The organism is Vibrio hippocampi, assembly GCF_921292975.1.
Taxonomy (GTDB): Bacteria; Pseudomonadota; Gammaproteobacteria; order Enterobacterales; family Vibrionaceae; genus Vibrio; species Vibrio hippocampi.
Map to the genome: position 1 here is coordinate 1338493 of NZ_CAKLCM010000003.1, position 19890 is coordinate 1358382.

A 19890-nucleotide genomic window follows, 5' to 3' on the forward strand; every position below is an offset into this window, starting at 1 on the left:
CAAAAACCATTTTCTCAAAAACCATGTTCTCAAAGACCATATCTCAATCGCATATCCTGCGGATGGGGTTGTAAAAACTGCTGCTGTAACAAATAGTCGTCTGGATAAGCATTAAGATAGTGTTTCAATAGAGTGAGCGGTGCCAAGATAGGTAACAGCCCCGTCCTGTAGTCATCAATCACCTTAGCCAACTCGGCTTTTTCATTCTGATTCAGTGAGCGCTTGAAATAACCTTGAATATGCATCAGCACGTTGGTCACATTTTTGCGTGATGCTCGACATTTCAGCGCCGACATTAAACCCAAGCGATATTCGTTATAAAACGTATCTGGCTCGTACTCGTTTTGACGCGCAACAAGTCGTCCAAGCTCTTTGTAAGCCGTTGGACTATGCGCCATTAGAGTGAGTTTATAGCGAGAGTGAAAAGCGACGACTTTCCCTGGTGTCGGCGCACCATCCATCGCACTATAAAAATCCTTAAGCCCATAAACGCGTGAAATAAAGTTTTCTTTAAGTACCGGGTCGTTCAGCCTGCCATCTTCTTCCACAGGCAGCCAAGGCATCTGCTGCATTAAGTGTTGGGTATACAAACCCACACCATCTGTCGAGGCATGTCCATTGCCATACACTTTGACTCGCTCCATGCCACAGCTTGGAGACTTAGCGCAAACAATGTAGCCACAAAGCTGCTCGTCCTGAAGCTCGGCAACACGCTGAGTCGTAAAGCGCATCATACCGTCAGTGTAATCCTTATCCGCATCTTTGGTTTCAACCAGAGCAATGCGCTCCTTGTCAGAGATAAGTCGAATGGTGGGACGGGGCACAGGCAAGCCCATCCCCACTTCTGGGCACACCGACACGAAAGTAAAATAGTCCCGCAATTCCTTGTTAACATAGCTACTCTGCTTGTGCCCTGAATCGAATCTGACTTTCTCGCCCAATAGACAAGAACTAATGCCGACTTTAATTTGCTGGTTTTCCATCACGCGCTCCTGTTTTCAACGCCTCTCTATCTAGCTATGACAATATTCGAGTGGTCACATTGCTCACTCACTCAGTTAGTGTCGCTAAATACTTTATCGGAGGATGCTTGAGTGCCCTGTTTATCTATGATTACCGAGCACACCGTTTGTGTGTTTGTCTATCTATAACAATTAGCACAGCCACATAGGTGATACAAATATTTAACTTGTACAACTTTTATGGACAGCAGTGACTTTGGATCACCTTGGATAACAACTTTTAGGCGAACAACCTTTCAATCCCCTGTTCTATTAAGAATTTTATCGAAATAGTTATATTAAAATCGTTGGCACAAAATCATCATACCCATATAAATTTATTGCAAAGAATGTCAACATAACAAATACTTAAACCGATATTCACCCCAACACATCAATCCGTTAACAAGGACATTTATGTTTTTAGACTATTTTGCATTGGGACTCCTGATATTTGTCGCTCTGGTACTGTTCTATGGAATCATAGTGATCCACGACATTCCTTATGAAATCGCCAAAGAACGCGACCACCCTCACCAAGATGCTATTCATGTCGCAGGCTGGGTTAGTCTGTTTACCCTGCACACTATCTGGCCGTTTCTATGGATATGGGCGACATTGTGGCGTGAAGATCGCGGCTGGGGTTTCAAGAAACTCGAACAAGAACAGCACGACCTTCACCATCGTTTAGAAACCCTTATCGATCAGGTCTCTGAATTAGAAAATGAGGTCTCCTACTTAAAAGGTAAGCAGTCATCCGCAGATATTCAGAAAGTGGTAGAGGAGAAGTAACCCATGGATCTATTACTTATTTTAACGTATGCCGCGCTGTGTATTGCTGTCTTTAAGATCTTCAAGATCCCATTAAACAAATGGACAGTACCTACGGCGGTACTGGGTGGCGTTGTATTGGTTGGAACCCTCATTCTTCTTATGAACTATAACCACCCATTCAGCCAAATCGGTGGGCAGGTCTACAGCACCACACCGATCGTTTCTAGCGTTAGGGGTAAAGTGATTGAGGTCGATGTCACGGCTAACCAACAGCTCAAACAAGGCGATCCACTATTTAAGATCGATCCTATCCCTTTTGAGGCGGCATTAATCCAAGCTAAAGCGGCATTAGCCGAAGCAGAGCAAGATGTGTTGCAGTTGGAAAGCGACTACAAAGCCGCCCAATCTGACACCATTAAAGCTATTGCTGACCGAGATAAAGCCGAGCGGGAATACAATCGTTATCAAGCGGGTTTCAATAAAGGCGCGTTCACAGCGCAACAAGTCGATACCCGATTGCAAACATTCAAAGCAAGCCAAGCAACGGTTGAGGCAACACAAGCGAAAGAAGAGAGCGCAAGACTGGCTTATGAGTCACAGATCTTTGGTGAGAATACCTTAGTGGCTCAGCGTAGAGCTCAGGTCGTCGAAGCAGAATTCAACCTGAATGAAACCACCGTCAGAGCTCCTACCGACGGCTACGTTACCCAGCTCGCATTACGTCCAGGTATGATGGCTGTGCCCCTGCCCCTCGCGCCGCTGATGACGTTTGTTCACACCGAACAAATCTATTTTGTTGGTGCGTTCCGTCAAAATTCATTACAGCGACTCAAAGCGGATTTTGAAGCCGAGTTTGTATTCAAGGCTCTACCGGGACGGGTATTTAAAGGCAAAGTGGTCGAAGTGCTGCCCACCATCGCGGAAGGTCAAATTAGTGCAAGCGGAACATTGCGCACGACCCAAAGCTTTAACACATCAGGCCGTGTTATGGTGAAACTGATAATGGAAGACGATATGTCAAGCTATGTACTGCCCACAGGTTCCAACGCTGAAATCGCCGTCTACTCAGACAGTTTTACTCATGTCTCTATTATGCGTAAGGTGCTGATTAGAATGAAAAGTTGGCAAAACTACCTTTACTTAGACCATTGATAATCCATCAATCTCGCACCGTAAAGGCATAGAGTAAACGTAAAATCATTGACTAAACGCAAGGTCGCTTAAACGCTCTGTTTTAAGCGACTTTTTGTTTTCTATTCTCAAACGACAAAATCCACAAAGTGTTTCATTGGTTCTGGCTGCTGGCTGCTGGCTGCTGGCCGTTTTAGATAGAAAATACCTATCAAATATATACAAACAATCGATTTCAACTTACTGTCATTTCTCCGTAATCTAAGCCTATACCAACATGAACATGAACATGAACATGAATGATTACTTTGGAGAATCCGTGATGGAAAAGAATATCATTGGCCTAGACAAGGCACAAACCGTTGAACTCGGTGAGAAACTCAACCAACTATTGGCAGATTACCAGGTTCTATATATGAACGTGCGTGGTTATCATTGGAACATTAAAGGGCGTGATTTCTACGAGTTACACGCAAAATTTGAAGAAATTTATACCGCTTTTATTGACCAAATCGATGAGATTGCAGAACGTATCTTGACGCTCGAAGTCACCCCTGTTCACGGTTACTCTGCTTATTTGAGACTCTCCGAGATCCCAGAGCAGACCAATGTAACGGAAGGTAAAGCTGCCATTGAACAAATTCTGGATGCTTACAAAATTCTGCTGGTAAAACAGCGTCAACTGCTGGCATTTGCGAGTGAGTTAGGCGACGAAGGTACCGTGTCGCTGCTGGGTGACTACATCAGTCAGCAAGAAAAAGAGACTTGGATGATGAACGCTTATCTCCAATAACGTTTAAATGATCGCCAAACCAAACAGCCCTTAGGGACACCTAAGGGCTGTTTGTCTATCTGGCTCTAACAAGGGTCAAGTATCATTAAGAAAGCGGCACAGATAACCGTCATCATAGCGCTACTCGTGTTGTGGCAGTTTCAGGTGTTGTCGAGACGGTTAACGAAATCGAGTCAATATGACCTGCCTTGACGCTGCATCAATCATGCTCTGCTCAGGCACGCCAACCCCCACTTGGCTTACCGCTAATGCTGATAACGCGGTTGCAAAGCGAAGGTGTTGCTCAGCGGGCATCTGTTGCATTTCCCCCCAACATAGTCCAGCGACTAAGGTATCTCCCGCTCCTACCGTGCTGACCAACTCCATTTTTGGCGGTGTCGCCTGTATCCAATGTCCATCTCGAAGCCAAAGCACACCATCAGCCCCTCGCGAAATGACCACGTTAGCGATTCCTTTGTTTGCGAGCTCCCTGCCCACAGACATCAGTTGCTCTGAGGTTTGCAGTTGTTCTCCAATCAGGTCTGCCAATTCTTCGTCGTTTGGCTTGATCAACCAAGGAGTGGCGTTGATACCTTGTTGCAATGCCGCTTTGCTGCTATCAAAAAAGACTTTTTTGCCTTTGGCTTGTAGATCGGCTATCCACTTGGCGCACTGCTCCGGTGTAACACCCTGAGGGAGACTGCCAGCAATCACAAAAAAGTCATGGCTCTGCGCAAGCTCAAATAACTGACTTTCAAAGCGATGGATATCTTCAGCACTTACCTGCACTCCCGGAAAATTGATGTCAGTCACTTGTCCATCGTTCTCGACCAGTTTGACGTTTATGCGCGTTGCACCGGCTACCGTAATAAATTGGTCATCCACATTGAGATCACTAAAGAGTTGATGAAATAGCTCAGGATTATCCGCACCTAAAAAACCCGTCACAGTGACTTGAGCGCCCAGTTCCGTCAGCACCTTAGCCACGTTGACGCCTTTACCTGCCGCATGTAACGAACCTTTCTCAACCAGATTGACATGACCTGCTCTCAACAAGTCCATATGACCGGTAAGATCCAGCGCCGGATTTAACGTCACCGTCACCACTTTGTTGGTTTTTACATTTTTCATCTCTTACCCCTTACCCAATGCCAATGGTTTTACCAAGCACAATTCTGTCGCTCAATCTGTTAAACCAAACGAAGTTGACCTCGTTTGGCGACAATCGATTACTTGCATTTTAACGCTTAAAGATCAATCCTTTGCCTCAGTCGTTCAAATTAATCACCAGCAATACCCTTGAACTTGTTGTCAATGTTCGCTCAAGTGGTGACCACAAAGACATTAAGCGCACTCAAAAAAATAGCGGCGCACCACCAAAATAACCACTGGTACAAAACCTTATGTTAACAATATCCAACACAGTCACGCTACAAGCTTGGGAGATCGAACTCACCGCAATAAGGGCAATGGGGGCGGGTGGACAAAAGGTCAATAAAACCAGCACGGCAATACATTTACGCTTTGATATCAAACGCTCAACCTTGCCTCAATTCTATAAAGAAAGGCTGCTTGCTTTGACCGATTCTCGAATCACCAAAGAAGGCGTCATTATTATTAAGGCTCAGCAATTCAGAACTCAAGAACAAAACCGCGAAGATGCGCTTGAACGCCTTAAACAACTCATTCTCACCGCGACGGTCGTTCAGAAAGCACGCAGAGCAACCAAGCCGACCAAAGCCTCACAGAGACGTAGAGTTGACGCAAAGAAACAGAGAAGCCAAACCAAAGCGTTAAGAAGTAGAGTAAAATAGCCAAGTGGTTGGGTGAACGGATTAAAAAATGGGGTATCCGAAGATACCCCATTTTTGTACAAACTCGATTATCGGTGCGTCAAAGCCGCCATTAAAACTCTTTCGGCGCAAAACCTGTGATGACATCCAGACGCATTTCTTTACCGATTTTAGTCATCGGGTGAACGACAACTAGGCCTTTCACTGACTTTTTAAGTTTACCCAGATCCGCTTGCTCAGCCTTGGTAAGCTCACGCGAGAAAGCCATATCACCAAGACCTCTACGCTCTTTATTAAGCTCATATTGCTGCTTATGTTTTAACTGAGCCAGTTTTTTGCTCAGTTTGTCCGCTTCATCGGTAAAACGAGTGATCAGTTCACTATCCCCTCTAGATTTTGCACCTTCAAGCTTGTGGTTGCACTTGTCTAGTCGGTTGTTTAAGTTTTGAATTTCTTGTTTGATGCTCATCGCAATTAACCTTGTTGAGATAGTGATAAATAAATCAGCGCTCAAGTCGAGCGACCAAGTTTACTTTAACTGTATTCTTTTGTGACTGTATTCTGCTGTGGCTATTTTCTGTTATGACTATGTTCTGTTATGGCTATGTTCTGTATAGCACTTTAACCACGTGCCAACCAAACTTAGTTTTCACTAAATGTGGGGTCAGCACCTCGCCACTAAAACAGACTTTATCAAACTGAGGGACCATTTGCCCCTTGCGAAACTCGCCCAAATCCCCGCCTTTTTTTCCCGAAGGACAGGTCGAGTACTTTTTAGCAAGCGTTTGAAATTTAGCGCCTTTCTTTAGTTGCTTAATAATATCTTCTGCTTGTTCTTTATGTTTAACCAGAATATGCAAAGCGGCTGCTGTTCTTGCCATCGTTGTCGAACCCTCGGTGTTATCAGGAGAAGAAGTTAAATGTGGAGCCTAAGTGGCGCAAAGTGTAATAGAAAATGAGATTCAAATCACGCTTAGTTTGTTCCGAGCTAATAATATTTAGTATTTCGTCGTTAACTTTAGAGTTAAACCTCTATACCATAAACAGGTGTTGTATTAAGGCAAAGAGCCATGAAAGTGAAAACAAATAAAGCTAACCAGTCGCAAGGCATGTTGATGTTTACTCTAAACGCGCAGAAGCAGAGTTTTGCTATAGGTACCTTAAAAATAAGGGAAATTATCCCTTATGTACCAACAACACAGATCCCCTATTCTCACCACAATGTCATCGGAACGATTAGTATCCGAGGATTTACTGCCCCTGTCATTGATATGGCTGCAGCCATTGGTTTTAGACCCATTGACCCACAAGAGTATGCAACCAGTTATCTGATCGTGACTGACTGCCTACGCACGGTGGTAGCTTTCATGGTAAGAGACATAGATAAAATCATAGATTGCGACTGGAAAAACATTGAGCCGGCACCAGAAACCGTAGGACACAATGTCTTTGTCACTGGCGTAACCCGTTTTGAAGACAAAATCGTTCAACTACTCGATGTCGAGTTACTACTTTCGAAGATCTATCCTCAATATGCTGACAACCACATTCCCATGCTGACCGATGTACAGCGTGAGCGAATGAAAGCACTCAATATTCTTCTCGTCGATGACTCATCCATCGCCAGAAAACAGCTCTGCGATGCCTTAGATAATATCAATATCACTTATGATGTCTGCAAAGATGGCAATAGCGCCCTGGCGTTTATGCAACAAAAAGCCCGCAGTAATACGGCTATAGACATCTTAGTCAGCGATATTGAGATGCCGGGTCTTGATGGTTACGAGTTGGCATTTGAGGTACAAAACAGCAGCGAACTCAGCCACTGCTATCGGATTTTGCATACCTCATTGTCAAGTCAAATGTCGACCGATCGCGCTCATCAAGTAGGTGCTCATGAAGCGTTAGAAAAATTCAACGCAGGAGAACTTATCGAAGCGATGCTGCGTGGGGCTGAAGAGCTAGATAAAACCCAAAACCACAATAAGTGCGCTAATCTATAACATTCACCGCATTGACTTGGTGCTGGCGCCATTGGCTTGAAACCAGCACAAGTCCCATTGCCATTGCCGACACCACGTAAAAAACGGCCAATGTTGATTGGCTTGTGACCCAGTTTTCGACTAACAAGGCACCAAAGACACCGGCAATCACCATCTGGATAGAGCCCGACAACGCGGATACCGCTCCAGCTTGGCGTTTATGTGGCGCTAACAATAGTGAAATTGAAATCGGGAACGAAAGCCCTTGCGCGACGGTCAACCACGTAAACGCGAACAGTAAGTTGAATACCGTCATCTCAGTAAACCACAACCAAATCCCAGAAAACGCACTAATCGCAATCGCCACCGCTAGCATCTTGCTCGTCGACACGTAACGACTAAATACATTAAGCGCAACACTGCCCACGAGCAGACCTGTCGAAGGAATAATCATCAAGCTGCCATATTGTGCTGCGGTCAAACCCAACTCTTGCTGCATTAAATATGGAAACAAACTCAACGAAACAACCGCACCTAAATAACTAATCCAGTTATAGCTTGCGCTGCCGATGACCTGTGGGTTAATAATGAGCTTGGCGTAGGTACTGAGCAATTTACTGGGTTCAAAACGTCTCGGTTGATAAGGCAAGGTTTCGGGCAAAATAAACCAACCCAGAACAAAAATCGCCAACAGATAAACCATCACAAACCAAAACACGGCTTGCCAACCCAAATGAAATGCAATCCATCCGCCAAAAACCGGAGCAATGATCGGCATAATCGAGGCTGTCATGGAGATATATGACAACGCTTTCGTCAATTGTGCACCATCATAACTGTCTCGCAGCACACTTCTTCCCAATACCGACGCGCTCCCCGCACCTAAGCCTTGTAACAATCGTCCAAGTACCAAGATATAAATATTCTGGCTAAATAGAACGCACAACAAGGTGCCAAGTAAGTAGATCCCTTGACCAAGAATAAACACCGGTCTGCGCCCAATCGCATCCGACAATGGACCATAGATTAGCTGAGATAAACCAAATCCCACCAAAAATAGCGTCACTAGCCACTGAGCTTGTCCGGCATCAATAGACAAAGCCTCACTGATCATCGGTAACGATGGTAAGTAAATGCTCACGCCTACTTGCCCGGTTGCGATGATCATCATGGCAAGCAGCATAGGGGTTTTGTTGAATGAATTAGCAATATCAGTTTTCATGGCTTCATTGTATATTGCGTATTCAATAATGATAATATCCGTTTTTGGAATTAAATTACGTCCTAATGGGAATTAATACTTCATTACCAATAGCACCCTATAAACAAGGAGCGCCCATGGACTGGATACAAAATATCAACACCTATATTAAAGTGGTCGAAGAGGGGAGTTTTAATGGTGCGGCAAGGCGTTTAAATACCACCAGTTCTGCGGTAAGCAAACGCATTCACTGGTTAGAAGAACGAATTGGGGTGCAGTTGCTAAAGCGCACAACGCGCTCAGTCACTCAAACCGAGGCAGGAGCACTGTTCTATGAACGGTCAAAAGATTCGCTCGACCGCTTTCAATCCATCATTGACGAAACACGATCAGTCAGTCAATCGCCAGCAGGCTTGTTAAAAATTGGCGCGACTATCGCAGTGGGTTCCAAGTTTTTGGTTCAATATCTGGAACAGTTTCTCAAGCTGTATCCCGATATTCGGGTGCAATTGATCACGACCGTGCCGGGTCAAATACCGAATAGTAATCTCGATGTTTTTATCAGTCGCGAACTGGAAACGATGAACAGTCTAAGCATGAAGCAGACTCCCCTGTTTGAGCAGAAAATCGGTTTCTATGCCTCTGATAGTTATCTCGCACAACATGGCGAACCCAAAACCATTGAAGAATTAAAACAACACAATGTTCTGATTTGGGGTGAGCGTCCACAGCGTGAATATAAGATCTCTAAAACTCAACGTGTGATGTTATCCGGCAACTTTGCAACGACTAACCCTGAAGCACTGTACTCCGCAGCAAAAAGCGGTATGGGCATTCTTATCAGCAATGACATCATGATTAAACAAGAGATTAAATCCGGCGAGCTAAAACGAATTTTGCCGGAACTGCATGCTCAAGACACCACGGTGTATGCGTATTATCCCAATCTGGATTACGAACATACTCGAACCAAGCTGTTTCTGGATTTTATTAAGGCAAAGATTGAAGAATTAGGGGAGCTAGGAGCTAGGAGCTAGGGGCTAGGGGCTAGGGGCTAGGGGCTAGGGGCTAGGGGCTAGGGGCTAGGGGCTAGGGGCTAGGGGCTAGGGGCTAGGAAATAGAAAAGCACCTTTATCTTGCGATGGAAAGGTGCTTTTGGGTTATTTATGGGTGGAGTCGATTATTGGTCGATACGCTTGATTAAACGAATATCGTCTAGATAACCTTCAGAGTCGTCGCCCGGTTCGCCTTGATAACTTAAGCTGAATTCATCAACTCGAACTTCTAGGTCGTCATCCATGTATTGCTCATGGGCATAAAGTTCTGCATCACTTAGCGAGCTATCAATCTCAAGTAGCGCAAAGATCTCTACCGATGAATAACTCGCACTATCGAAGGTCATACTCACTTGCTTAAAGCAATCTTTCACTGAACCCTCAGGCGCATCATCGAGATCTTTTCTATGCTCTCTTGCGTCCGCAATGATAGTACCAGTGTCCACTTCCCTTACACCAAAATGCAGCGTGCTTAATGAATCATCCCCTTTGTTGTCACAATAATAGAGAGCGTAGGTCATTTCTGTATCTTGCGGTAAGCCTTCTACGACTTGGCTAATACCCGGTTTCGACTGGAAATCATGAGGATAGCTCGTTTGGTCAGCCCTAAATCGGATACGCGCTGAACCACTAGAGCCTTCACTATCGGTAAATGCGCTATCGCCTGAACTACCAACATCACCTAAACCAGCATCACTACCTTCATAGGTATCCCAAACGTCAGAACTACCACTGTTCTTACGCCATAGACCAAGTTGAGGATCGGCAATATTTGCAAATTGTTCGACAGTTTCTGGTAGCGTCAACGTCAATAGTGCCGACGTTGTACTATCCGTAGTGAACTCCTTGCTAACCCAGGTATAATCACTGCTGTCCGCCTGCCCTTGCAGGGTAGCTAAATCACCAACAGAAACATTGTAGAGTCCTTTGACAAACGCTGACACCGCATAGCGAGTATTAGCGTCTAGAGCAATGGTCTGAGTTGCACTGCCACCCGCGGTCACTTTGATGCTAGCGTCACGAGAGAAAGCTTCATCCCCAGAAACCAAAGTCACACTGCCATAACTCCAGTCTTCTAGACCATTGTCAAAGCTTGGGTTAACAATCGTCTCTTCTTGCATGATGGCCGTTGGCTTGTCGATGGCGTAACTCGTTGGACCAACATCTTCATAGCTAAGAGGTTGATACAGATTATCTGCATCCACCGTTTCATCAGCACCTACTGTCGTCGTTTCCGAACGAAGGTTGCCGTCCATATCAATCTCAACGACGTCAAAGTCACCTTTCTCATAGCTACTGTTCGCATCCAGGTTTGGTGAATCGTTCGATGCACGATACAAGCCATCGTCACCTTTGACTAAAGCCGCTGAAGCAAATTCGAATCCAGAGGTTCCTAGTGCAACAGCATCATCATCAGAGAACGCCTGACCATAAACAATGTTGCCCGTAATATAGGAGTTTTCCGGCAGACCTCGCTCCGCTTCAGTAATGACCGGACCAATCGCTGCATCAATGATGTTATTGGCTAGATAGACGTTTTCTGGTTTATCAGACTTACTACCACCATCGATGTTTAAGCTGTTAACACTATCGACAATGGTGTTATGAGCAACATGCACATTTTCAAATTGCTGATAACCATTATCACCATCACCTGCACCATCCGAGCCCATCAAAACAATACCGCCATGATGGGTCGTATCCTTGTAGCGAGCGCCTTCGATATAGTTGTTGGTCACTGTGTGATCGCCATCAACCAAACGAATACCACCAGACAATGGATAGTCATCACCAATAATAAAGTTATTGCTGATCACCGCTGAGCCACCATGACGAGTCGTCAGTGAGCCATAGCTATTACGAATAGTATTGAAGCTAATGTTATTATTGGCTGCCTTATTGGAAATCACTTCGGCTTCGCCTTGGATATTCTCAAACAGGTTACCAATAATCATCGAATCACCCGGATAGTGATGAGTGAAACTCAAACCCGTTCGAATCGCTTCATAGTTGTTATCACTGCTTGTTGCATACATCTGACCTTCCGCTGGGGCACGGTTAGCGATATAGTTTTTGTATACCACAATACCCTGAGCCAACTCAGCAATTTGCGCCTCTTCTGTCCACTCATCATCAGCCCAGCGTACGAACGAGAGCATTGGGGATGCGGTGGTTTTTCCACTAAAGATACTGTGGTCAATCCAGATATTTTTACCATAGATATTCAACCACTCGCCTGATGATGAATCATCAGAAGTAATGCCTTCATCCGCATCAACATTAAGTACCGCAATCTCTGTGATACGACAGTTATGGCACAGATTACCCGTCCCAAAGCGCGTCGCAATAAGGTTGCTGCTTGAGCTATTACCGCCATCAAACACTAAACCTTGAAGCTGAACATAGCTACCACCCATTGAGATTTGCGCATCACCTTTAATGATAGCTTTACCCGGATTCTCTGCGGCTACCTTAATTGGAGCCTCTTCCGTACCATTACCACCGAATTTAATTTCTAGGTCTTGATATTCACCATCAGCTAGGCACGCTGTTGTACCCGCGACCATATCGTCAGAGACAGCGTCCTCAAGATCCGAGGTTGAAGTATAGACTTCCGTACACACGACCTCTGGCACAGTCAAAATACCAGCAGGAAGTAACTCGGCGGCTAGGTCTTTATTGGGACCCGTTGGGTCTGTTGGATCGGTTGGGTCTGTCGGATCAGTTGGGTCCGTCGGATCGGTTGGGTCCGTCGGATCAGTTGGGTCCGTCGGATCAGTTGGGTCCGTCGGATCAGTTGGGTCCGTCGGATCAGTTGGGTCCGTCGGATCAGTTGGGTCCGTCGGGTCAGTTGGGTCCGTCGGATCGGTTGGGTCTGTCGGATCGGTTGGCTCTTCGCTTTCCGTAACCATGACCTCAAATTCGCTCTTCAAAGTAGCGCGCACTTTGCCGCTACTGTCTACGTCTTCAGCACTCAGTACAATTGTGGCTGTACCAGCGACGAGATCGGATGCTTGAGAAACCACGAGCGTATTGGTGTCGCTATCAACACTCACTGCCAGACCCAAACTACTGACATCAGTCTCATCGTCTAGCTCAATTTGCACCTGAGTTACATCCAAATCACTGTATAAGTCTGCGATATCAATGTTGCTGGTCTCAAAATCAACTTCGGTCTCAATCGTTAAAGCATCTAGGTCCGCTTGTACTGCACCGACTTCGGTCGCATCTAGGACGAGTTTATGATTGACCACGGTTGTCGGATCAAGTGCCTCACCAACCTGTCCGCTATCTTCAATCACTGGTTTATAATCCGGATCAGTTATCTGCTCGTCGGTTAAGTCCTCAACAACATCTCCTGCCGCCTCGGCAAATTCAGTAGACTTGCTCTCATAAGTTTCAGGGTTTGCGATCTTCGATTCGGTCAGTATCTGGGCTGTTTTGTGCAGTTGAGTATTTTGTGCCTCACCCGAAATGTAGTCCTCATATAAGTCATCCGAACCGGAAACTAAGTCACCTAATACCGCAACGACGGCTTGCTCGGCCTCTTCTTGCGTTGCACCTGCTTCCATTTCTAGAACAATAAGATCGGTAATTGGCGAAATGACCTGTGAACTCGATGGCGCTCTAAACACAACCTCATGGGCCATGGGTTGATCGGCATGATCCATATCAACGGTGTAAACACCCGCATATGTGGAAGAATCATGACTAATCAGAGCACTTTGCACTGAGCCACCAGCGGTCAATGTTTGTAAAGCTAAGCGAATGTCGGAATCTTGCTCTATCGATAACTGACCACTTGAATCGGTCAAGCCAAATATTGTTTCATCACCTACGTCTAGTGCACCATTGTCATTTGAGTCGTCGAATACAACGGCATTTTTAAAATAACCATCAAATCCGCTAATCGTTACTAAATTCGATCCAGAATCTGAGTCTGAATCACTGCCGCAACCCATTATCGCTAATGTCAGTGCGGATAACACAAAATACTTAGCTTTCACTGTTTATTCCCCCCAGTTTTGTAATACAACATTACATAGAGAAATAATGACGAGGAATATAGAAAAAGCTAACCCGTAAGGAACACGGTGAGAGTTGTGACGGCAAATTAATATCAATATCCGAATTAGATCACAAAAAAAGTGGCAATAAATCAATATGCCACTTTTTTATTTGCACCAGCTCTGTCAGATTATTCTTCTAATGCATTGAGTTTGCTTATATAAAATCTGTCAAAATGGTATTTGTAATATGTTATTTTATTTCACCAAATCGTTCTAGATACAGTATTGTCGCCGCGGTTCTTGACGGAACTTGCAGTTTTCGTAACAGGCTCTTCATATGAACCTTGACGGTTGATTCTGATATAAAGAGTCTGTCGGCGATTTGTTTGTTGCGAAATCCTTTCGCTACCTCTTGCAGTATTTGGCTTTCTCTTTCCGTCAATGTTGTAAACACATCGTCAGAGTTTGCGCGTTCTTCCAGGTACTTTGCTACTGCTCGGCTAAATACCTTGTTACCAGAAGCTAACTGCTGCAGTAACGCAATAATGTCATCCGGCTCGGTATCCTTTAATAGATAACCATCAGCACCGGCTTTTACCAGCGCTTCAATATCAGCGGGAATATCAGATACCGTTAATATCACAATATGACCATCAAAATCATCTTCACGTAATGCTTTTAGTGTGTCTAAGCCAGACATGCCTTTCATATTGAGATCAAGCAAAATAAGGTCAGGCTGTTTTTCTTTCGCCAACGCGATCGCCTCTGCACCATTGCTGGCTTCGCCAACGACATCAAAATCGTCTTCGAAATTGAGAAGTTGTCCGATGCCACGACGCATCAATGGGTGGTCATCCACCAACATCACTCTATACTGGTTCACTCAGGGGCTCCTTAATTCTGTGGAAACTTAGCGTCACTTCACAGCCATGATCTGCAGCCGAATTAATCGACAAGTCTGCATTAAGCCTAGCAGCTCTCTCTTGCATTATACTCATGCCATAGTGATTTAATTTCTCGGTATTTTTGTCAAATCCAATGCCATCATCGGTCACTTTTACGGTGACTGCTCCCTGCTCATCTTCAACACAGTAGACCGAAATAGTCTGTGCTTGCGCATGTTTTACAGCGTTTAACACCGCTTCACGTATCACTTGTAGTAAATGAACTTGCTCGTTTGCACCGAGTTCAAGAGAAGAAATATTATTTTCTAACTTGATGAGCACGTCGGTTTGTTCATTAATTTGTTGCAACATCTCAGTGATCGCTTCACCAAATGTACCCTCTTTAATCGACAACCTAAAGGTGGTTAAAAGCTCTCTTAGTTGGGTATAAGCGTCATCCAAGCCTTGCCGCAAATCTTCCAAAACCGTCACAGAGCGACTATTTTGCGTCTGAGTAAGTTCTTTTTGAATCGAGCGATTAAGCAGCGTCACTTGAATTTTGAGATAGGAAAGAGATTGCGCCAATGAATCATGCAACTCTCTGGCAATCGTTGCCCTCTCTTCCATCAGGATAATCCGCTCCGTCTGCCTTTGTGCTTTATTGTAATACACCGCGCGAGATAAAATCTGCACAAAGTTGTCCATCAGCTTTTCGTCGGGTATAGGCGGGGCAAACTGATAGCGCAGATGCCCAAGCGCGTCGCCATCGAGGTGCAAATACTTGGTTCGCTCTTGACCCCCGCTAAATTCGCCCTCGGTAGCAACCCATGGTCTTCCTTCAACCTCATCCACTTGCAGCTCGACGGCCGTGATGCCCTCAACGCTGGAGATATAAGTGACGATAGCCCGGAAGTTCTCATGTGAAATGCGAGTTCCCGTCAACTCTTGTGAAGACTGATAAAGCACTTGCAACGATTGGTGTGCGTGTTGCAGTTTATGGGTTTTTTCGTCCACGGCTTGCTCCAACCCTCGATACAGCTTACCCAGATCATGAGCCATATTGCTGAAGGCGCGCGCGAGTATACCCAACTCGTTGTGAGAGCGAATATCAACGTTGACATCAAAAGAACGATTTTTGATCTGCTCACTGGCAACAATTAACTGCCCCAGAGGCTTAACGATCTGTTTGCGTACAAACAAAACCACATAGACAGCAACAATTAAAATACCGCCTAACCCAATGCCACCCGCCCAAGCCAAGCGCATCAACTTATTTTCTGAATGCTCCTGTAGCTTTAAGACGAAGTGGTCAATACGGTCGACAAAATCAGCAACCACATAAAGATAGTCTGCTCTATTATCGCTTTGCAGTAATACCTTGAGCTGTTGCCAACGCTCTATCAGCCCAGCGTAATCACGACCAATGGTGTCGGGGACATCCCAAGACTGTAAAGCTCGCATAGAGGGTGAGTGTAATGACTGTTCAAACTGAGCAACATGTTCGGGAAATAGCGGCGAGTCAGCTTGCAAGTCATAAGCAAGTCGATAGCTTTGCATACGCATTGAACCAGAAATATTCACAGCTTCTGCATCATTAAGACTGGAAGCCAATGTCACGATTGCAAAGTTTGTGGTGGCCAATGACAGCAGCAATATCGCTATCATGGCTTTTGCGATCACGCCTGTGACTGACTTATTGGCTCTGTTCATTAATCATTATTCCTTCCAACAAACACCAACCTGCATCACGTTTAGAAGAACAGTGACGGCAATTAGTTGATCCAAAACAAGGATAGACCCTAATTAACCACTAAGGGTTATTTATCCGATTATGACAAAAACTACAATTGATATGACTGTTAATGAAAAAATGTGAACAGATAAATTGGTCTACACTTAATTACTATAAACAATTATATCAGGTGCGACGAATGGTAGACGTTTCGAGACGTGTTTTTTTTACCCGAAAGTCTATAAATTACAATATGGTAAGGCTTCCATGGATCAAGGAAGCCCAGCGGTTTACTGAGCTCTGTACCCGATGTGGTCAATGTGAACAAGCCTGTGAAACGCAAATCATCGTCAAGGGAGATGGCGGCTTTCCTCAAGTGGATTTCAGCCTTGACGAATGCACCTTCTGCTACAAGTGTGCAGAAATATGTCCAGAACCTATATTTAGTAGTGAACAACAACCTGCATGGGATGCGAAAGCGCAAATTTCAGACACCTGCCTTGCCACTCAGAACATCGAGTGCCGGAGCTGTGGTGATAGTTGCGAGCCAATGGCGATACGCTTTCAACTTCGTGCGGGCGGGGTTGCCCAACCCCAACTTGAGCTTGAGTCTTGCAATGGCTGTGGTGCGTGTGTCTCTACATGCCCAAGCAACTCGATCTCGGTGAGCAATGAATAATAAATAACAATACGAGAACGAAGCATTATGTCACTAAATGAAGTGCATATATCGAGTTTGATAGTCCACTGCAAAGCGGATCGTTTAGCAGCGGTTAAGGCAGAAATCGAAACATTTGATAATGCTGAAATCTACGGAGAAAGTGAAGAAGGCAAGATCGTTGTGGTACTGGAAACAGAAAACCAAGGTTTTGTCACTGACACTATCGACGCTATCAACCAACTACCTGACGTCCTTAACGCGGCTTTGGTGTTTCATCAAATCGAAGCAAACCTTGAGGATGACGAACAGAACATCACTGGAAACAACCAATCCCACATAGAGGGTGAAGTATGAAGATGACAAGACGAGCGTTTGTCAAAGCAAACGCAGCGGCGTCGGCAGCCGCAGTAGCAGGTATCACCCTACCCGCTTCCGCGACAAACCTGATCGCGAGTTCAGACCAAACTAAGATCACCTGGGACAAAGCGCCTTGTCGCTTTTGTGGTACCGGATGCTCTGTTCTTGTTGGTACTCAAAACGGTAAAGTTGTTGCGACTCAGGGCGACCCTGAAGCGCCTGTCAACAAGGGTCTAAACTGTATCAAAGGCTATTTTTTATCCAAAATCATGTACGGTAATGACCGTTTGACGCAACCTATGCTGCGCATGAAAGAGGGTAAATACAATAAAGACGGCGACTTCGCTCCTATTTCGTGGGATCAAGCGTTCGATATCATGGCCGAAAAATGGAAAGCCTCTCTCAAAGAGAAAGGACCGACCAGTATCGGCATGTTCGGTTCTGGGCAATGGACCGTTATGGAAGGTTATGCGGCAGCTAAGTTGATGAAAGCCGGCTTCCGCTCAAATAATATCGACCCTAACGCGCGCCACTGTATGGCATCGGCGGTCGTTGGTTTTATGCGTGCTTTTGGTATTGATGAGCCAATGGGTTGTTACGATGATTTTGAGAACGCTGACGCATTTGTGCTTTGGGGCTCAAATATGGCTGAGATGCACCCTGTACTCTGGACTCGTATCACTGACCGACGACTCAGTAACCCCCATGTCCGTGTTAACGTACTCTCTACCTACGAACACCGATCATTTGAATTGGCTGACCATGGTTACATTTTCCATCCACAGTCTGACCTTGCAATCGCCAACTTTATTGCCAACTACATCATTGAAAACGATGCTGTCAACTGGGATTTCGTTAACAAGCACACTAATTTCAAGCAAGCGGCGACCGATATCGGTTACGGCTTACGCGATGATGACCCGCTGCAAGTCGCGGCGAAAAATGCCAACTCAGGGGCGACTTCAGATATTAGTTTTGAGCAGTACAAAGCTTCTGTTGCTCCTTACACCGCAGAGAAAGCCTCAGAAATTTCTGGCGTCTCAGAAGATAAGCTAATCGAACTGGCGAAGCAATACGCAGACCCGAACGTTAAGGTGATGTCGCTATGGACCATGGGTATGAACCAACATACGCGTGGGGTGTGGATGAACGGTCTCGTTTATAATATCCATCTATTAACGGGTAAGATCGCTACTCCCGGTAACAGTCCATTCTCACTAACAGGTCAGCCGTCAGCGTGCGGTACCGCTCGTGAGGTCGGGACTTTTTCTCACCGTCTACCCGCAGATATGGTGGTGACCAACCCAAAACACCGTGCTATTGCAGAGAAAACCTGGAAGTTACCGGAAGGCACCATTCCACCGAAGCCAGGTTTCCACGCAGTACAGCAAGACCGAATGCTGCATGATGGCGTATTGAACTGCTATTGGATCCAATGTAATAACAACCTGCAAGCGGGTCCCAACATCAACGAGGAACGTCTACTCGGCTACCGCAACCCAAACAACTTTATTGTTTGTTCTGATCCGTACCCAACGGCAACCGCACAAGCCTCAGATCTGATCCTTCCTACCGCAATGTGGATAGAAAAAGAAGGAGCTTATGGTAACGCCGAGCGTCGTACTCAAGCTTGGTATCAGCAAGTTGAAACAGTAGGCGAAGCGAAATCTGATTTATGGCAGCTGATGGAGTTTTCAAAACGCTTCAAGATGGAAGAAGTGTGGCCTGAAGATCTACTCGCTAAAATGCCTGAATATCGTGGCAAAACCATGTATGAAGTGCTGTACCAAAATGGTCAGGTTGATCAGTTCCCGGTTGAGCAAGCCAAAGCGCTTAACGATGACGCGCACCACTTCGGTTTCTACGTCCAGAAAGGTCTGTTCGAAGAATACGCTTCATTTGGTCGCGGTCATGGTCACGACTTAGCACCGTACGATAGATATCATGAGGTGCGAGGTCTTCGCTGGCCAGTCGTGGATGGTAAAGAAACCCTTTGGCGTTATAAAGAAGGGTCGGATCCTTATGCGAAAGCAGGCTCAGATTGGGACTTCTACGGCAAGCCAGATGGTAAAGCATGGATTATCTCCGCTCCGTATGAAGCGCCACCGGAAGTGCCAGATGCAGAGTACGATATGTGGCTATGTACCGGTCGGGTTCTTGAACACTGGCACACTGGGACCATGACTCGTCGTGTTCCTCAATTGTACAAAGCCGTACCTGATGCCGTGTGTTATATGCACCCTGACGACGCAACAGCAAAAGGGCTTCGTCGTGGTGATGAAGTGCTTATGTCTAACAAACGTGGGGAAGTTCGTGTTCGTGTCGAAACGCGCGGTCGTAACCGTCCTCCACAAGGCTTGGTATTCGTACCATTCTTCGATGCTCGTATCCTGATCAACAAGCTGATCCTAGATGCGACCGATCCGCTGTCCAAACAGACGGACTTCAAGAAGTGCCCTGTTAAGATCACCAAAGTGGTCTAACAGACAATACATTGAAATTATGGCTGCTGATTTCAGCAGCCATCGAAGAAATAG

17 protein-coding genes are annotated in these 19890 nt (G+C 45.6%); 9 read left to right on the forward strand and 8 right to left on the reverse strand.

The annotated features are described in order from the left end of the window. Window positions 1-29: 29 nt before the first annotated feature. On the reverse strand, window positions 30-983 hold the full coding sequence (locus L9Q39_RS18990; protein ID WP_237486664.1) for a YbgA family protein: 954 nt from the start codon (window positions 981-983) through the stop codon (window positions 30-32). A 435-nt stretch (window positions 984-1418) separates the two neighbouring features. On the opposite strand from L9Q39_RS18990, the gene L9Q39_RS18995 reads away from it, so the two are divergent. From L9Q39_RS18995 to L9Q39_RS19005, 3 genes are all read left to right on the forward strand, one after another. Continuing rightward, complete coding sequence (locus tag L9Q39_RS18995) at window positions 1419-1793, forward strand: DUF3302 domain-containing protein (protein ID WP_237486665.1); 375 nt, start codon at window positions 1419-1421, stop codon at window positions 1791-1793. 3 nt (window positions 1794-1796) lie between these two features. Beyond that, window positions 1797-2927 (forward strand): HlyD family secretion protein, encoded by a 1131-nt coding sequence (locus L9Q39_RS19000; protein WP_237486666.1) that lies wholly within the window; start codon window positions 1797-1799, stop codon window positions 2925-2927. A 301-nt stretch (window positions 2928-3228) separates the two neighbouring features. Beyond that, window positions 3229-3699, forward strand: coding sequence for a Dps family protein (locus L9Q39_RS19005; RefSeq protein WP_237486668.1), 471 nt, complete (start codon window positions 3229-3231; stop codon window positions 3697-3699). Window positions 3700-3858: 159 nt separating this feature from the next. On the opposite strand, the gene pfkB is transcribed toward L9Q39_RS19005, so the two are convergent. Further along, on the reverse strand, window positions 3859-4809 hold the full coding sequence (gene pfkB / locus L9Q39_RS19010; protein ID WP_237486670.1) for a 1-phosphofructokinase: 951 nt from the start codon (window positions 4807-4809) through the stop codon (window positions 3859-3861). Window positions 4810-5081: 272 nt separating this feature from the next. On the opposite strand from pfkB, the gene arfB reads away from it, so the two are divergent. Further along, complete coding sequence (gene arfB, locus L9Q39_RS19015) at window positions 5082-5492, forward strand: alternative ribosome rescue aminoacyl-tRNA hydrolase ArfB (RefSeq protein WP_237486672.1); 411 nt, start codon at window positions 5082-5084, stop codon at window positions 5490-5492. A 91-nt stretch (window positions 5493-5583) separates the two neighbouring features. Here the strand turns inward: arfB and L9Q39_RS19020 are convergent, their stop codons facing one another. After that, window positions 5584-5940, reverse strand: coding sequence for a YibL family ribosome-associated protein (locus L9Q39_RS19020; protein WP_237486674.1), 357 nt, complete (start codon window positions 5938-5940; stop codon window positions 5584-5586). A gap of 133 nt (window positions 5941-6073) precedes the next feature. After that, window positions 6074-6352, reverse strand: a complete 279-nt coding sequence (gene ppiC / locus L9Q39_RS19025) for a peptidylprolyl isomerase PpiC (protein WP_237486676.1) — start codon at window positions 6350-6352, stop codon at window positions 6074-6076. A gap of 228 nt (window positions 6353-6580) precedes the next feature. Between ppiC and L9Q39_RS19030 the strand changes: the two genes are divergently transcribed. Next, window positions 6581-7474, forward strand: coding sequence for a chemotaxis protein (locus L9Q39_RS19030; RefSeq protein ID WP_237487086.1), 894 nt, complete (start codon window positions 6581-6583; stop codon window positions 7472-7474). Here L9Q39_RS19030 and L9Q39_RS19035 read toward each other — a convergent pair. Next, entirely contained in the window at window positions 7464-8675 is a 1212-nt protein-coding gene (locus L9Q39_RS19035) for a multidrug effflux MFS transporter (protein ID WP_237486678.1), read from the reverse strand. The two genes, L9Q39_RS19030 and L9Q39_RS19035, sit on opposite strands and share 11 nt — an antisense overlap. Before the next feature lie 116 nt (window positions 8676-8791). Between L9Q39_RS19035 and L9Q39_RS19040 the strand changes: the two genes are divergently transcribed. Next, the gene (locus L9Q39_RS19040) at window positions 8792-9691 is read left to right on the forward strand and encodes a LysR family transcriptional regulator (RefSeq protein ID WP_237486680.1); all 900 of its coding nucleotides are present in this window, start codon (window positions 8792-8794) and stop codon (window positions 9689-9691) included. 143 nt (window positions 9692-9834) lie between these two features. Here the strand turns inward: L9Q39_RS19040 and L9Q39_RS19045 are convergent, their stop codons facing one another. The 3 genes from L9Q39_RS19045 to narQ form a co-directional block, all read right to left on the reverse strand. Beyond that, window positions 9835-13716, reverse strand: a complete 3882-nt coding sequence (locus tag L9Q39_RS19045; RefSeq protein WP_237486682.1) for a chondroitinase-B domain-containing protein — start codon at window positions 13714-13716, stop codon at window positions 9835-9837. 253 nt (window positions 13717-13969) lie between these two features. Further along, a complete protein-coding gene (locus tag L9Q39_RS19050) occupies window positions 13970-14584 on the reverse strand; it encodes a response regulator (RefSeq protein WP_435532866.1) in 615 nt (204 codons plus the stop codon). A 4-nt stretch (window positions 14585-14588) separates the two neighbouring features. Beyond that, window positions 14589-16313, reverse strand: coding sequence for a nitrate/nitrite two-component system sensor histidine kinase NarQ (gene narQ / locus L9Q39_RS19055; protein WP_237486686.1), 1725 nt, complete (start codon window positions 16311-16313; stop codon window positions 14589-14591). 221 nt (window positions 16314-16534) lie between these two features. Here narQ and napF point away from each other — a divergent pair, with 221 nt between their 5' ends. Genes napF through napA form a run of 3 tightly spaced genes read left to right on the forward strand, consistent with a single transcriptional unit; the run spans window position 16535 to window position 19836 of the window. Further along, window positions 16535-17014, forward strand: coding sequence for a ferredoxin-type protein NapF (napF, locus tag L9Q39_RS19060; RefSeq protein ID WP_237486688.1), 480 nt, complete (start codon window positions 16535-16537; stop codon window positions 17012-17014). A gap of 27 nt (window positions 17015-17041) precedes the next feature. Next, on the forward strand, window positions 17042-17350 hold the full coding sequence (locus L9Q39_RS19065; protein WP_237486689.1) for a chaperone NapD: 309 nt from the start codon (window positions 17042-17044) through the stop codon (window positions 17348-17350). Beyond that, entirely contained in the window at window positions 17347-19836 is a 2490-nt protein-coding gene (gene napA, locus L9Q39_RS19070) for a periplasmic nitrate reductase subunit alpha (protein ID WP_237486691.1), read from the forward strand. Before L9Q39_RS19065 ends, napA begins: the two co-directional genes overlap by 4 nt. The last annotated feature ends 54 nt before the right edge of the window (window positions 19837-19890 follow it).

Bases quoted from the DNA above. Each gene is read 5' to 3' on its own strand.
- L9Q39_RS18990 (WP_237486664.1), bottom strand. From the start codon at position 983: ATGGAAAACCAGCAAATTAAAGTCGGCATTAGTTCTTGTCTATTGGGC.
- L9Q39_RS18995 (WP_237486665.1), top strand. From the start codon at position 1,419: ATGTTTTTAGACTATTTTGCATTGGGACTCCTGATATTTGTCGCTCTG.
- L9Q39_RS19000 (WP_237486666.1), top strand. From the start codon at position 1,797: ATGGATCTATTACTTATTTTAACGTATGCCGCGCTGTGTATTGCTGTC.
- L9Q39_RS19005 (WP_237486668.1), top strand. From the start codon at position 3,229: ATGGAAAAGAATATCATTGGCCTAGACAAGGCACAAACCGTTGAACTC.
- pfkB (WP_237486670.1), bottom strand. From the start codon at position 4,809: ATGAAAAATGTAAAAACCAACAAAGTGGTGACGGTGACGTTAAATCCG.
- arfB (WP_237486672.1), top strand. From the start codon at position 5,082: ATGTTAACAATATCCAACACAGTCACGCTACAAGCTTGGGAGATCGAA.
- L9Q39_RS19020 (WP_237486674.1), bottom strand. From the start codon at position 5,940: ATGAGCATCAAACAAGAAATTCAAAACTTAAACAACCGACTAGACAAG.
- ppiC (WP_237486676.1), bottom strand. From the start codon at position 6,352: ATGGCAAGAACAGCAGCCGCTTTGCATATTCTGGTTAAACATAAAGAA.
- L9Q39_RS19030 (WP_237487086.1), top strand. From the start codon at position 6,581: ATGTTGATGTTTACTCTAAACGCGCAGAAGCAGAGTTTTGCTATAGGT.
- L9Q39_RS19035 (WP_237486678.1), bottom strand. From the start codon at position 8,675: ATGAAAACTGATATTGCTAATTCATTCAACAAAACCCCTATGCTGCTT.
- L9Q39_RS19040 (WP_237486680.1), top strand. From the start codon at position 8,792: ATGGACTGGATACAAAATATCAACACCTATATTAAAGTGGTCGAAGAG.
- L9Q39_RS19050 (WP_435532866.1), bottom strand. From the start codon at position 14,584: ATGTTGGTGGATGACCACCCATTGATGCGTCGTGGCATCGGACAACTT.
- narQ (WP_237486686.1), bottom strand. From the start codon at position 16,313: ATGAACAGAGCCAATAAGTCAGTCACAGGCGTGATCGCAAAAGCCATG.
- napF (WP_237486688.1), top strand. From the start codon at position 16,535: ATGGTAGACGTTTCGAGACGTGTTTTTTTTACCCGAAAGTCTATAAAT.
- L9Q39_RS19065 (WP_237486689.1), top strand. From the start codon at position 17,042: ATGTCACTAAATGAAGTGCATATATCGAGTTTGATAGTCCACTGCAAA.
- napA (WP_237486691.1), top strand. From the start codon at position 17,347: ATGAAGATGACAAGACGAGCGTTTGTCAAAGCAAACGCAGCGGCGTCG.